Origin of the sequence: Streptomyces cacaoi (assembly GCF_006539165.1) — a bacterium.
Classification (GTDB): Bacteria; Actinomycetota; Actinomycetes; order Streptomycetales; family Streptomycetaceae; genus Streptomyces; species Streptomyces cacaoi.
Map to the genome: position 1 here is coordinate 520,695 of NZ_BJMM01000002.1, position 13,667 is coordinate 534,361.

A 13,667-nucleotide genomic window follows, 5' to 3' on the forward strand; every position below is an offset into this window, starting at 1 on the left:
GCGGATGGCGGGGCTCAGCAGCAGGAGCGCGGTCGCCGTGCACGCGCTGGCGATGCTGGCGCACCGGCGTGGCGGCTCGCTCACCTCCGCGGAGATCGCCGACAGCCTGGAGAGCAACCCCGTCCTCGTGCGGCGTGTTCTCGGCCGGTTGCGGGACGCCGGGCTGGTGTGGTCCACCGAGGGGCGGGGCGGCGGATGGTCGCTGGCCCGCGCGCCGCGGGACATCACGCTCTACGACGCGTACGCCGCCGTCGAGGAGGGGCAGATCTTCTCCCGGCATACCCATCCGCCCAGCGGGGCCTGCGAGGTGGGGCGCGGCATCGGCACTCTGCTCGACGCCGAGTTCCGGGACGCGGAGCGCGCCCTGGAGGAGCAGCTCGGCAAAACGACGATCGCCGGACTGCTGCGGCGGATCCTGGCCTTCGACGGCGAACCGGGGAGCCACTGATCACCTGACGACGCGGGCCCGGCCCGCGTCGTTCCCGCACGAGCAAACTGTAACCAGCACGGTTGCAATTCTGGTGCCTCGCGGCTCTGGGCCTCAGCGCCCCGCGGACCCTCCGCGTACACCCGTCCCGCACATCGACCCCCGAACGCCAGGAGTGACAGCGGTGCCCCAGGAATCCGAAGCGACGACGGCGAACACCGAGGTCCGCGGCCCCGCGGGTCCACGACCTCGTGATCAGTCGTGCCCATGTCTTCGACGGCCGCCGGGCGCTCGCCGGTCTGTACGACATCGCCGTCGACGGCGGAGAGATCGCCGGTGTCTCGGCCCGGCCGCTTCGGGGCAGGCGCCAGGTGGACGCGGACGGGGGATGGGTCGTGCCGGGCCTGATCGACACGCACATCCACTTCTACGATGTGCGGGCGGTCTCCGGGCCGGAGTCGCTGCGGGCCTTCGAGCAGAGCGAACTCCCCGGAAAGCTGGGCCTGTTCCTCGACCACGGGATCACCACCATCAAGTCCGTGGGCGACCCGACGGACGGCATCCTCCGTACACGGGCCGCGCTCGCCGCCGGCACGCTGCGGGGCCCGCGCCTGCTGGCGACCGGTTGCGGTATCACCGGACGCGGCGGGCATCCCGCCGCCACCGTCTTCGGCGGCAACCCCTGGGCACGCGCGCGCTTCACGGGCGAGGCCGAGAGCGTGCAGCAGATGCGCGACCTGGTGCACCACCTCGCCGACCGCGAGGTGGACGCGGTCAAGCTGCTCTCGGAGGGCGCGTGCGCACACTCCGGCGGGCCGGCCTACCTCTGGCAGAACCCCGCCTTCCCGGACGGTGTCGCACTGGAACGGCTTCCTCTCGAACTCCTCCGGGCGGGCGTCGAGGCCGGGCACGAACGGGGCCTTCGGGTCACCGTGCACACCACTCAGCAGGCCGCGGCACGCGAGGCGATCGAGGCCGGGGCGGACGGCCTGGAACACGGCGTCACCGTCGAGCCCCTCACCGACCACGCGCTCATCGACCTGATGCTCGACCACGGCGTCACCTACACGCCGACGCTGTGGATCGACGACGCCCGCCCGGACGCGCGCGGCAATCTCCGGAAGGCCGCCGAGGCCGGTGTGCACATCGCGCTGGGCAGCGACACCTTCAGCGGCCGGGGCCGGTACGGGGCCAACACCCTGGAAGAGGCCGAGTTGATGGTGGCGGCCGGGATGACACCGGCCCAGGTGCTGGCCGCGGGCACCAGCGGCGCTGCGCGGCAGTGCGCCCGGCCCGATCTCGGTGCGGTGGCTCCCGGCAAGCGCGCCGATCTGCTCGTCCTGAACGCCGATCCCACCGCGGACATCACCGGCCTGCGGGACCTCCGCATGGTCGTCCTCGGCGGTGAACCCGTCGTCGACAAACGCTAGCTGCGCGGTGGGAAGCCTCCTCGCCCGCACCGGCGGGGGAGGCATGCGACCGGGGCGGCCAGTGGCTTCCGGGCCGCCCCGGGGGTGTTACTTGTTCACCGCGAACTGCATCAGGGCCTGTTCGTTGCCCTGCTTGATCTTCCCGGTCTCGTTGATGACCTTCAGCTTCCAACCGCCGCCCGTGCGCATGGCCTTCGCGATGGCACAGCCGTTGTCGGTGGTGAGCAGGCTCGGCCAGATGTCGGCGACCTGCTCGCTGCTGCCGCCCGTCGAGTCGTACACCTTGAAGCTGATGTTCCGCGCCTTGTTGAAGGCGCTGCCCTTCTTGTAGGCGGCGGCGACGAACACGATGGAGGTGATGTTGGACGGGATCTTGTCGAATTCGACGGTCACCGTCTCGTCGTCACCGTCGCCGCGGCCGGTCTGGTTGTCGCCGGAGTGCAGCAGGGAGCGATTGCCCATCGGATCCAGGGAGTCCAGGCCCGCGAGCCGGACCGGGTCGCCTCCCTGCATGGCGATCGCGATCAGATCGAGGTCGGTGCCGACCTTCCGGCGCAGCTTGCCCATGACGCCGCCGCTGCTGCCGGCGGTCGGGTCCCAGGAGACCCCGATGGACAGATGGGTCACGCCGTCCAGGTCGGCCGGCTCGTCGTCCTTCGTCAGCGTAATCATGCGTATTCCTCCAGGTGGGACATATGCCATCAGTCTGCCTGGTGGCTTCCTGCCGCGGCCTACCGGGTCCGACGCGTGCGGGCTTCTCCCGCGGTGCTCCGCTCCGTTGGGGCCGCACCCGCGGACGAGCGACGACTTCAGGCCACAATGAGCCGTGTTCACCGTGGGCGGGAGGGGAGGCCGGGATGGCCGAGGGGTTCAAGCGCCGCACACCGAGCCGGTGGGGGGAGGGTGCCGCGCTGCGGGACGAGATCCTCGCGGCGGCGGCACGGCTGTTGGCGCGGTCGGGACGGGAGGGCGATCTGTCCCTGCGCGCGGTCGCCCGTGAGGTGGGCATCTCGGCGCCCAGCATCTATCTGCACTTCAAGGACCGTGCGGAGCTGGTGGCGACGGTCACGCAGCGGGCCTACGAGTGGCTGGTGGCGGAGTTGTGCGAGGCCAGGGAGCGCGGTTCGGCGGACGGGCCGCGCGCGGGGCTGCGTGCGATGGTGCAGCGGTACTGCCGGCTGGCGCTGGACAATCCGCGGTTCTACCGGCTGATGTTCGGCATCGAGCGGATCGAGGTGCCCCGCGAGGAGAGGGCCGCACATCCGGTGTGGCTGGTGTCCGAGGTGTGGGCGGAGGCGGTGGCGGCCTGCCGGGAGGAGCGCACCGGCCGGGCCGACGACGCGCGGGTGGCCAGGCTGTTGTGGTTCTCCCTGCACGGGGTGGTGGCGATGGCCATGTCCACCCCGTTCGAGACCGACCGGCGGGCCCTGGAGGAGATGGCGGACGAGCTTCTCGATGTGGCGATGACCAGATAGTGCGGGTGGGCGAGGCCGCTTCCGTCCAAATGGTTGCCCAGGGCACCTAACGGTGTTAGCAAAACGGGGACGCGAATCCCCTGCCCACGGAGGCACGCATGGCCGACACCGCGACATCCGCCCCGGCGGGATTGCCCGAACACCCCTCACCCCGGGCGGCCGGATGCCCCTTCGACCCGCCCCCCGCCCTCCGCTCGCTCCAGACGGACCGGCCCGTCTCCCGGGTGCAGATCTGGGACGGCAGCCGGCCCTGGCTGATCACCCGGCACGAGGACGTGCGCACCCTGCTCAACGACCCGCGCGTCAGCGCCGACGCCACCCGCGACGGCTATCCGCACCGCTCCGCCGCGATGCAGGGCAGCGACCCCGCCAGCCAGACGTTCCTCACCATGGACGATCCCGAACACGCCCGGCTGCGCCGGATGGTGACGGCGCCTTTCGCGATCAAGAAGATCGAGGCGCTGCGGCCGTCCATCCAGAAGATCGTCGACGATCTCGTCGACACCCTGCTCGCCGGCCCCAAACCGGTGGACCTCGTCGAGGCGTTCGCGCTGCCGGTGCCCAGCCTCGTCATCTGCGAACTGCTCGGCGTGCCCTACGAGAAGCACGACTTCTTCCAGCGCAACACCCGGATCATCGTCCGCCGCACCTCCACGCCGGAGGAGGTGGCGGCGGCGAACGCGGCGCTCATCGACTACATGGACGACCTCCTCGCCGACAAGCTCGCCCGGCCCGCCGACGACCTGCTGTCCGTCCTGGCCACCGAGCGCGTGGCGACCGGCGAGCTGACCCGGCGCGAGGCCGCGCGGCTGGGCAATCTCCTGCTCGCGGCGGGCCACGAGACCACCGCCAACATGATCGCCCTCGGCACCCTCGCCCTGCTGCGGAACCCCGGCCAACTCGCCCTCCTGCGCGAGACCGAGGATCCCGAGGTGGTGGCCGGAGCGGTCGAGGAACTGCTGCGCTATCTCAACATCACCCACTCCGGCCGCCGCCGGGTGGCGCTGGAGGACATCGAGGCCGGCGGTGAGACGATCCGCGCGGGCGAGGGGATCATCTTCGCCAACGACGTCGCCAACCGCGACCCGGCGGCCTTCCCCGGCCCCGACCGGCTCGACCTCACCCGCAACGCCCGCCGCCATGTCGCCTTCGGCTACGGCGTGCACCAGTGCCTCGGCCAGCCGCTCGCCCGTGTCGAACTCCAGGTCGTCTACGGCACGTTGTACCGCCGTATCCCGACCCTCGCCACGGCGATACCGTTCGACGAGATCGAGTTCAAGCACGACGGCATCGTCTACGGCGTCTACAAGCTTCCCGTCACCTGGTGACCCCCTCCAACCCCTCGCGGAGAATCGAGAAGCCCATGCGCGTGGAAGTCGACCGGCCCCGGTGCGTCGCCTCCGGACAGTGCGTCCTGGTCGCCCCCGACGTCTTCGACCAGGACGACGACGGCATCGTCGTGACGCTCGACGAGCGCCCGGACGCCCCGCGGCACGAGGACGTACGGGAAGCGGCCGCGATCTGCCCGGCCGCCGCCATCGCCCTGCGGGAGGAGTGACGGCCCACCGCCGTCGCGGCCCGTCACCCTGACAACCGCACGCCAGCACAACGCCAGCACAACGCCAGCTCCACGACAGCCCCTGACGGAGGCCCCGGCGCCGGACACCGGCCGTCGGGGCCTCGCGCTGTGTGACGAGCGCCACAGGTGCAGGAAAACCTCACGTCCCGCGCAGGCGTCTAGCGGGTGTGAGATCAGTGAGGAAGCGAGCGGGCGAGGCCGACGAGGAGCGCCTCGTCCGGCAGGTGGCCAAGGGCGACCGCGCCGCGTTCGAGGAACTGTACCGGCGTACGGCGCCCTGGCTGGCGGTGCGGCTGCGCCGCCGCTGCGCGGACGAGCAGCTCGTCGCCGAGGTCATGCAGGAGACCTATCTGGCCGTGTGGCGCGCAGCGGGCGCGTTCGCCGGCTCCACGGTGGGCGGGACCGCCGTCGGCTGGCTGTGGACGATCGCCGCACGCCGCCTCGTCGACGCCTTCCGGCGCCGGGCGCACCACGCCGAGCCGCCCCCCGCCGCCGCGTTCCCGGACGCGGCGCCGGCGGCCGAGGACGAGGCGCTCTCCGCGTCCGTCGGCGGCGACGTCGGGGACGCGCTGCGGAGCCTGGCACCCGAACTCAGACAGGTGTTGCAGGCCCTCGTGCTCGACGGGCTGTCGGTGCGGGAGGCCGCCGTCCTGCTCGGGCTGCCGGAAGGGACCGTCAAGACCCGCGCCCGCCGGGCCCGGATCGCGATGCGAAAGGCGTTGGCATGAGTGGCGAACACGCGTCGGTGCGGATCATCGACGCCTATGTGCGCGGGGGCGGCGAACTGGCCGCCGACGAGACCTGGGCCCTGGAGGCCCATCTGGAGGCGTGCCACGGATGCCGGGAGCGGCTGTCGGCCGCCGTCACGGCACAGGAGCCCGCCGTGACGGAACTGGTCGACACCGTGTGGTCCGGCCTCGAACCCCGGCTCGCCGCCACAGCGCCACGGCCGCGCCGGCGGCGGTGGCCGGTGGAGCTGAGAGCGTGGCTCACCCCCGCGATGGTGCCCTGGCTGCTCATGGCGGCGGGCGTGACGCTGCTCGCGCTGCTGCTCGACCTGAGCGGCGCCCGCTTCGGCGAGGCGTCACCCGTACTGCTGCTCTCCCCGGTGCTGCCCGTGCTCGGCGTCGCCGCCGCCTGGTCGCGTGGCCTCGACCCCGGGTACGAGCTGACCGCCTCCACACCCAGGGCGGGGCTCCACCTCGTGCTGCGCCGCACCGCCTCGGTGCTCGCCGTCCTCGTCCCCGTCCTGCTGCTGGCCGGGTGGGCGACCGGGGTCATGGTGGCCCACTGGCTGCTGCCCTGCCTGGCCTTCACCACGACGACCCTCGCGCTCGGCGGGCTCATCGGGGTGACCCGGGCGGCCGTCGCGCTGGTCGCCGTGTGGGCCGCCGTCATCGCCGCGCCCGCCCTCGCCGCCGGCCGGGAGAGCTTCGCTCTGCGGACGGACGGACTGCCCGTCTGGGCGCTGATCGCCGTGCTCGGCACCGGTGTCGTGATCGCCCGCAGGGGCGCCTACTCCGTGCTGGGAGCCCACCGTTGAACCTCGGAAAGGAACACCGCATGACGCCCGCAGTGAGCGCGGCCGACCTCGCGCCGACGTCCTACGCCTGGCAGATCCGGGCCACCGGACTGAAAGTGGCGGCCGGCCGGAAACGGATGGCCGTCGACGGGCTCGATCTCTCCCTGGACACGGGAGTGCACGGTCTCCTCGGCCCCAACGGCGCGGGCAAGACCACCCTCATCCGCGCGCTGGCCACCGTGCTGCGCCCCGCAGCCGGCAGCCTGGAACTGCTCGGCGAGTCCGCGGGCGGCACCGGAGAACACCGCGCGCTGCGCCGCAGGATCGGCTATCTGCCGCAGGAGTTCGGCTACTACAAGCGCTTCACCGTGCGCGAGTTCGTCGAGTACATGGCCTGGCTCAAGGAGGTCCCCAAGGCGGAGATCCCCGGCGCCGTACAGCGTGCCGTGGAACGCGTGGGCCTCGCCGACCGCGCCGACGACCGGATGAAGGCGCTCTCCGGCGGCATGGTGCGGCGCGCCGGCATCGCCCAGGCCATCGTCAACGATCCCGCGATCCTGCTCCTGGACGAACCGACCGTCGGCCTCGACCCGGCCCAGCGGCTGCGCTTCCGCGAACTCCTCCAGGAGCTGGGCCTCGACACCTGCGTGGTCGTCTCCACCCACCTGGTGGAGGACGTCGCCGCCGCCTGCACCGACGTGGTGCTCTTCGCCGACGGCCGGCTCGTCTTCCAGGGCACCCCCGACGAACTGGCGGCCGCCGGCGGACCCGAACACGTCGGCGACAGCCCGCTGGAGCGCGGCTACTCCGCGCTGCTGGCCGGCTCGGACAAGGGGAGGGGATCCTGGTGAACGGCCGTGTCCTGCGTACCGAGTTGCGGCGCACCGTCGCACCGTGGGCCGGGGCCGTCGTCCTCGTCCTCGCCCTCGCCTTCCTTCTGCTGATCCCCGGGCCCTGGAGCAGGGGCACCGTGCGCTGGACCGACCAGTGGACGTCCCTGGCGATGTGGACCCGCAGCCTGCTGGTCTACCTGTGGCCGCCGGCCGTCGGGCTCGGCGCGCTCCAGGGGCTGCGCGACCACCGCGCCAGGATCTCCGAGCTGTTGACGAGCACACCGCGGCCCGCCTGGCACCGCGCCGCCGCACTGGCCGGCCCCTCGGTGCTCACCCTGGTCGCCGCCTTCGCGCTGCTCGTCGCCGTCGGCGCGGTGCAGGTCCTCGCCGGGCCCGCGTACCAGCACCTCGGCTGGCTGCCGATCTCTCTGGTGGGAGCGCTCTCCCTCGCCGTGGGCGCCGTCCTCGGCATGGGCCTCGGGCGGGCACTGCCGTCCGTGCTCACCCCTCCCGCTGTCACTGTGGCCGCCTTCGTGTTCATCACCCTGTTGCGGGTCTCGTCCGACACGGCGGTCCCCACGCCGCTCGTGTCCAACCGGCTCTCGCTGCTGTCCCCGGCGGTCTCCCAGGTGCGCGAGGTGCTGCTGACCCTCTCCGCCTCCGCCCATCTCGGGCAGACGCTCTGGCTGCTCGGCCTGGGCGCGACCGGCTTCGCGCTGCTCGCCGCCGCCACCCGCCGCGGCCGGCTGCTCGCCTGGACGCCCGTGCTGGCCGGCGCGGTGCTCGCGCTGCTCGTCCTGCCGTCCGATCCGCGCCGCACCTACGTCGTCGACGAGGCGGCCGCGGCCATGGTCTGCGAGGGACCCGTCTGTGTGACCAAGACCCACCAGGCACGGCTCCACGAACTCGCGGACGCCGGCAAGCAGGCGCTGCACGAGATGCGCGGCGCCCTGGGCGACCGGGCACCGCGGCAGATCCGGGAGAGCACCGAGCTGCGCGCACTCGGCGACACACCGCAGCGCTCCCGCGAGGCCGTGCTCGTCGACTTCGACGACGGCATGATCGCCGCCGCCGAGGGCAGGGAACTGACCCGGGCCCTCCTCGCCGAGGGCCTCGTTCCCTCCTGCTCCCCCCGCACCGGGAACGAGAGCGGCACGCTCCAGGACATCGCCGCACAGAGCATCGCCGCCGGCTCGGTCACGGGCAAGCTCGAACCCTTCGGCGGGACCGCGCACCAGGCGGCCGACCAGAGGGAGATCGCCCGCCCCGCGTGGCAGAGGTTCCAGGCGCAGCCGCGCGCGGAACAGCGCACCCGGATCCGGGCCGCACACACCGCCGCGCTCTCCTGCAAGGGCGATGTGCTGCACAAGCTGTCCGCGGGCGGCGCCCGATGAGGTGGCTGACGTTGTACGCGCGTTCCCGGCAGATGCCCGTCTCCCTCGCGGCCGTCGTGATCAGCGCCGTGGTGGGCTGGGCCCTCGGCCGGGGCGGCCACGACGGGCCGGGCGATCCGCAGATGGCCGCGCTCGCCCTCGCCGCCGGAACGACCGCCGCCTCCACCGGACTCGGCGGGCAGGACGTCGCGCTGGACCGGACGGCCGCGATCCGCTGGAGACCCCGCAGGGCCGTCCACGTCCTGCTCGCGGGCGCCCTCGTGGCCGCGGTGGCCACGGCCGTGCAGACGCTCGGCGACGACCTGGGCGCACCCGCGTTCCTGCTGCGGGACAGCGCCGGACTGATGGGACTCGCCGCGCTCGGCGCCGTCGTCTGCGGGGCGCAGTTCGCCTGGACGCTGCCGATCGTCTGGCTGGCGGCCTCGCTCTTCGCGCCGCCGCCGGAGAGCGTCCCGGCGCAGGTGCTCTCCTGGATGCTGCTGCCGGCCGGCACACCGGCGGGCACCTGGACCGCCCTCGCCCTCACGGCGGCCGGCACCGTCGCCTACGCCTTCGCCGGTCCGAAACGCTGAGGGCCCGACGCCGGTGCCCGGCCCCGTCCCGTGCGAGCGGGCCGGGGCCGCACCGGTGTCCGGAGCGGGCGCCCGCGCCCGGACGCCCGCCGGCGGACCATTACCATCCCGGCCATGACGAAGCCCTTCACCCACCGGCTGCGGGTGCGCTACAGCGAATGCGACCAGCAGAACGTCGTGTTCAACGGCCACTACCTCTTCTACTACGACGTCGCCCTGACCGAGCTGTGGCGCGAGACCGCCGTGGACTACGCGGCCATGGTCGCGCAGGGCACCGATCTCGTGGTGGCCGAGGCACGTCTCGCCTACCGCCGCAGCGCCCACTTCGACGAACTCGTCGACATCGAGATGCCCGTCACCCACCTGGGGACGACGAGCCTGATACTGAGCCCCGTCTTCAAGGTCGGCGAACGGCTCGTCGCCGAGGGCGAGGTGCGGCACGTGTTCGTCGACACCGCGGCCGGCGGCAAGCGGGAGATGCCCGATGCCGTCCGCTCGGCCCTGCTGCCCCACAGCACACCGGAGGCCGCGCAACGGGCCGGGGGCCGGCCGTCCGACGACGAGCAGGAGCGCCGCGCCGGTCGAAGCAACTCCCGGTCCAGCTGATACGGGCCCGGGAAACGGGAATCGCGGGGTTCGGCGCTGACGTCAGGGCCCGGGCGTCGCATCCGCCACCGACAACGCCCTCCCGCGGTTGACGCCTCGTCAGGTCGGTGCCGTCCCACCCCGACACCCGTTCCGGCCGCTGTCACGGGACACCGGGGAGGACGGGGGAGAGGAGGGCGTGGCCGGTGGTGGTCGCGGTGGCGAGAACCGCGAGGGCACCGAGACAGTAGGCCGGATCGGCGAGGGTGCGGCGGGGCAACCGGCGTTCCGTGCGGCGCGGATGGGCGCCGAAGCCACGGGCGTCCATCGCCAGGGAGACCCGTTCCGCGTGCCGGATGCCGCCCGCCAGCAGCGGTACCAGCATGCGGGCGGCACGCCGGGCGGCGGCCAGCGGCCCGCGCCCGCCGTCCGCGCCGCGCATCCGGTGCGCGGCGCGGATGTGGTCCGCCTCGGCCCGGAAGACGGGCACGAACTGGAGCCCGGCGAGCGCCGCGTGGGCGAACCGGTACGGCACACGCGCCCGGCACACCAGCGCGGTACGCAGCCCCTCGGGGGTCGTCCCGGCACCGGCCAGCAGCGACAGGGCGGCGATGGCGCCGATCCGCGCGGCCACGAGCGCGCCGTACCGCAGGGCGCCCGCGTGCAGGTGCAGCGGGCCCCAGGACAGCGCGATCGGGGTGCCCGCGCCGACGTCGGCGGAGGCGAGCAGCGCGAACAGCACGGTGAACCAGCACAGCAGGAGACCCGCCGCCGCCAGCGCCGGCAGGGCGCGGCCCGGGTGCGGCAGCGTCCCCGCCAGGTGGACGGCCACGGCGGCGAGCAGCAGGAAAGCGGGCACGGCGGGGTCACCGGCCAGATAGGCCACGGCCATCGCGACCAGCGAGACGCCCAGCTTGACCAGGGGATCGACCCGGCGCAGGAAGCCGCGTCCCGCCTGCGGTGGATCCCCCGCGGGGGAGTGCGGTCCGGGCGCCGGGCCGTGCGGGGCGCTGCCGGGCCGGTCGGTCGTCATGGTCGGTCCTCTCCGCCGGCGGGGCCGTCGCGTCCGTCCCGGTCATCGGCTCCGTGGGGGCCCTCGGGTCCGCCGCGGTCGTCCGGCTCGTCGGGCCCGACGGGGGTGACGGCCCCGGCGAACCCGTCGAACTCGCCGGGCCTGCCGAGGTCGTCGAGTCGGCACACCCGGGACCAGACCGGATCGTGCGCGGCGAGCCGGGCAGCGAAGCGGCGTACCGGTGGTGGGCGGAGTCCGGCCGCGTCCAGGAGCGTGTCGTCGCACAGCACGTCGCGCACCGGAGCGTGGGCGGTGAGCCGGCCGCGGGAGAGCAGCGCCAGGTGCGCGGCGTGGTCGGCCACCAGCTGGAGGTCGTGGGTGACGGCGACGACGGTGGTGCCCGCCGCCCGCACCTCGTCGACCAGCGCGAGCAGTTCGGCCGTGCGCGCCCGGTCCTGTCCGAACGTCGGCTCGTCGAGCAGGAGCAGACGCGGGCCGGTGATGAGCGCGGTGGCGACGGACAGCCGGCGCTTCTCGCCGTGCGAGAGCAGGAAGGGGCTCCGCTCTGCGTACCGGGTCAGGCCGAAGCGGTCCAGGGCCGCGTCGACCCGCGCCCCGGTCTCCTCCCGGCCGAGGCCCAGCAGCCGCGGCCCGTGGGCGAGTTCGGCCCGCACGGAGCCGGTCACGAACTGGTGCTCGGGGTTCTGGAAGACGTAGCCGATCCGGCCCGCCGCGCCCGGCCACCCGCCGGCGCGTCTGCCGCGGGCGCCCGTGCGTACCGGGCGGCCCTCGACGCGTGCCTCGCCGTGCGAGACGGCGGTGAGCCCGGCGAGCGTGCGCAGCAGGGTGGTCTTTCCGGCGCCGTTGGTACCGGCCACGGCCAGGAAGTCGCCGGGCGGAACGGTGAGCGAGACCGCGTCGAGCACGGTGCGTCCCTGCCGGCGGACGGTGACGGACCGCAGCTCGGCCACGGGCGCGCCCCCGGAGCCGGCCGGACGGTCCGGGGTGTCCGCCGGGCTGTCCGCCGGGCGGGGCAACGGCCGGGCAGCGCACGGGGATTGGGCGCCACCGGGGTGCCCGGCCGGAGTGGTGCGGGCCGGAACAGTGCGGGCCGGAACGGAGTCGGCCCGCACCGCGTCGGCCAGCTCCTCGGGGGTCAGCGGTGTGGTCCCGCCCGGTGCCGGGCCCATCCGTTCGGCGATCTCGACGGCGGCGGGCCGCCATCCGCCCACCTCGGCCAGGAGCCGTGCGTGGCGCCCGAAGACCTCCCGCGGCGGTCCCTGGGCGCGGACCCGCGCCCGGTGGTCGAGGACGACGACGCGGTCGGCCAGCGGTGCGGCGTCGTCCAGTTGGTGCTCGATCAGCAGGGCCGTGGTGCCGTTCCGGCGCAGCCCGGCCAGTACCCGGTAGAAGTCGCGGACGGCGAGCGGGTCCAGGTTGGCGGTGGGCTCGTCCAGGACGAGCACGGCCGGGCGCATGGCCAACGCGCAGGCGAGCGCGAGGCGTTGACGTTCGCCGCCGGAGAGGGAAGCGGGGTCGCGGCGCAGCCCGGCGGGGCCGGTGTCCAGGCCGACGGCGCGCAGCGCGGCGAGGGCGCGCCGCTCCACCTCGGCGGCGGGGACGAGGGTGTTCTCCGGGCCGAAGCACACCTCGTCGAGCACGGTGCGGGTGACGATCTGCGCGTCGGGGTCCTGGAAGACCATGCCGACCTCGGTGCACAGCCGGGCCGTGCCCGTGGTGCGGGTGTCGGTGCCGCGCACGAGGACCGCACCGTCCAGGTCGGCCGGTGCGCTGTGCGGGATCAGCCCGTTGACGGTGAGGGCGAGCCCGGATTTGCCGGCGCCCGACGGGCCGAGCAGCAGCACCAGTTCGCCCGGGAACAGTTCGAGGTCGGTGCCCTCGCCGGTCCAGGTGCCGGCGGCATGGTGGCGGACCCGGACGCCGCGCAGACGCACCAGGGGGCCGGAGCCGGGGCCGGGGTCGGCGCCGGTGTCGGGGCCGGTGCCGTCGGCGGGTGCGGCGGAGGGCGTGACGGACGGGGTGGCGGTGGCCGTCGGGCCGGGTGCCGGCCGGGTGCGGGGTGGGTTCATCGTCCGCCGGCCTCCGGACCGGTTCCGGGCGTGGCGGGGGCGGAGGCAGCGGTGGAGGCGGCACCGGTGCGGACGGCGGTGCCGATCCCGGATCTGCTGAGCTTTCCGCCGAGGAGCACGGAGAACCAGGCGAAGACGACGGAGCTCGCGAGCGCGGTGGCGAGCACGGCGGCCAGTACCCCGGCCGCCAGCTGCCCGAAGCCGATGAAGCCGGCCGTCCACACCCCGCTGACGACTCCGATGAGCAGGCCGGAGAGCAGGAAGGTGCCGGTGCCGAGCCGCCGGTACCGGGTGAGCAGGAAGGGCAGTTCGAGCAGCAGCCCCCACAGCGCCATCATCACGATCATGAACGGGCCGTAGCCGGAGCCGAATCCGGCGACCAGCCCAGCGACCGTCGCGGCGAGCACACCGGTGCCGAACCGGGGCAGCAGCGCGACGGCGACCAGCGCGGGCAGCACCCACAGGCCGTAGAAGAGCGACACCAGGACCGGCATGCTCGCGGTGGCGTTGGCCAGGATGTTGGCCGGTATCAGCACGATTCCGAACGCGGCGCCGACGGCGACGCAGGTCATGCTCGTGCGGGTGGTGAACGGTACGGGCGGTGCCATCCGGTTCCTCTTCTCTTTCTCTTTCTCTCTTCTTCCTCTCCGGCTGTCCGGCCGGCCGGTGACGTGCGCGGCCAGCTTATAGCATTGACAATCATTTTCAATAAGGTTTGGATGGGGCCGCCGGTCACCTCCGGGAGCCG

Annotated in this window: 15 protein-coding genes; 11 read left to right on the plus strand and 4 right to left on the minus strand. The window is 73.8% G+C overall.

Going from position 1 to position 13,667, the window contains the following annotated elements; translation table 11 throughout:
* The first annotated feature begins 4 nt into the window (after window positions 1-4).
* Window positions 5-448, plus strand: coding sequence for an Rrf2 family transcriptional regulator (locus tag SCA03_RS02600; protein WP_086816346.1), 444 nt, complete (start codon window positions 5-7; stop codon window positions 446-448).
* A 230-nt stretch (window positions 449-678) separates the two neighbouring features.
* The gene (locus SCA03_RS02605; protein ID WP_086816344.1) at window positions 679-1,857 is read left to right on the plus strand and encodes an amidohydrolase family protein; all 1,179 of its coding nucleotides are present in this window, start codon (window positions 679-681) and stop codon (window positions 1,855-1,857) included.
* Window positions 1,858-1,944: 87 nt separating this feature from the next.
* Here the strand turns inward: SCA03_RS02605 and SCA03_RS02610 are convergent, their stop codons facing one another.
* On the minus strand, window positions 1,945-2,529 hold the full coding sequence (locus tag SCA03_RS02610; protein ID WP_030874910.1) for a TerD family protein: 585 nt from the start codon (window positions 2,527-2,529) through the stop codon (window positions 1,945-1,947).
* Window positions 2,530-2,714: 185 nt separating this feature from the next.
* Here SCA03_RS02610 and SCA03_RS02615 point away from each other — a divergent pair, with 185 nt between their 5' ends.
* The 9 genes from SCA03_RS02615 (at window position 2,715) to SCA03_RS02655 (ending at window position 9,838) form a co-directional block, all read left to right on the plus strand.
* Entirely contained in the window at window positions 2,715-3,332 is a 618-nt protein-coding gene (locus SCA03_RS02615; protein ID WP_030874909.1) for a TetR/AcrR family transcriptional regulator, read from the plus strand.
* A gap of 98 nt (window positions 3,333-3,430) precedes the next feature.
* Complete coding sequence (locus tag SCA03_RS02620; protein ID WP_030889980.1) at window positions 3,431-4,660, plus strand: cytochrome P450; 1,230 nt, start codon at window positions 3,431-3,433, stop codon at window positions 4,658-4,660.
* Between the two features lie 35 nt (window positions 4,661-4,695).
* A complete protein-coding gene (locus tag SCA03_RS02625; protein ID WP_030874907.1) occupies window positions 4,696-4,890 on the plus strand; it encodes a ferredoxin in 195 nt (64 codons plus the stop codon).
* Window positions 4,891-5,078: 188 nt separating this feature from the next.
* The gene (locus tag SCA03_RS02630; protein WP_030874905.1) at window positions 5,079-5,639 is read left to right on the plus strand and encodes an RNA polymerase sigma factor; all 561 of its coding nucleotides are present in this window, start codon (window positions 5,079-5,081) and stop codon (window positions 5,637-5,639) included.
* Window positions 5,636-6,454, plus strand: coding sequence for a zf-HC2 domain-containing protein (locus SCA03_RS02635; RefSeq protein WP_030874903.1), 819 nt, complete (start codon window positions 5,636-5,638; stop codon window positions 6,452-6,454). The genes SCA03_RS02630 and SCA03_RS02635 overlap by 4 nt, the downstream gene beginning before the upstream one ends.
* A 20-nt stretch (window positions 6,455-6,474) precedes the next feature.
* Window positions 6,475-7,284: an ABC transporter ATP-binding protein gene (locus tag SCA03_RS02640; RefSeq protein ID WP_030874901.1), complete on the plus strand. Its 810-nt coding sequence runs from the start codon at window positions 6,475-6,477 to the stop codon at window positions 7,282-7,284.
* On the plus strand, window positions 7,281-8,660 hold the full coding sequence (locus SCA03_RS02645) for a hypothetical protein (RefSeq protein WP_086814587.1): 1,380 nt from the start codon (window positions 7,281-7,283) through the stop codon (window positions 8,658-8,660). The genes SCA03_RS02640 and SCA03_RS02645 overlap by 4 nt, the downstream gene beginning before the upstream one ends.
* Entirely contained in the window at window positions 8,657-9,232 is a 576-nt protein-coding gene (locus tag SCA03_RS02650) for a hypothetical protein (RefSeq protein ID WP_030874898.1), read from the plus strand. Before SCA03_RS02645 ends, SCA03_RS02650 begins: the two co-directional genes overlap by 4 nt.
* A gap of 114 nt (window positions 9,233-9,346) precedes the next feature.
* Complete coding sequence (locus SCA03_RS02655; protein ID WP_086814588.1) at window positions 9,347-9,838, plus strand: acyl-CoA thioesterase; 492 nt, start codon at window positions 9,347-9,349, stop codon at window positions 9,836-9,838.
* A 142-nt stretch (window positions 9,839-9,980) separates the two neighbouring features.
* Here SCA03_RS02655 and SCA03_RS02660 read toward each other — a convergent pair whose 3' ends face one another.
* Genes SCA03_RS02660 through SCA03_RS02670 form a run of 3 tightly spaced genes read right to left on the minus strand, consistent with a single transcriptional unit; the run spans window position 9,981 to window position 13,527 of the window.
* Window positions 9,981-10,850 carry an energy-coupling factor transporter transmembrane component T gene (locus SCA03_RS02660; RefSeq protein WP_051855521.1) on the minus strand — a complete coding sequence of 290 codons (870 nt, stop codon included), beginning with the start codon at window positions 10,848-10,850 and terminating at the stop codon, window positions 9,981-9,983.
* Entirely contained in the window at window positions 10,847-12,919 is a 2,073-nt protein-coding gene (locus SCA03_RS02665; protein ID WP_141275177.1) for an ABC transporter ATP-binding protein, read from the minus strand. The genes SCA03_RS02660 and SCA03_RS02665 overlap by 4 nt, the downstream gene beginning before the upstream one ends.
* Window positions 12,916-13,527 (minus strand): ECF transporter S component, encoded by a 612-nt coding sequence (locus SCA03_RS02670; protein ID WP_086814256.1) that lies wholly within the window; start codon window positions 13,525-13,527, stop codon window positions 12,916-12,918. The genes SCA03_RS02665 and SCA03_RS02670 overlap by 4 nt, the downstream gene beginning before the upstream one ends.
* Between the last annotated feature and the right edge of the window lie 140 nt (window positions 13,528-13,667).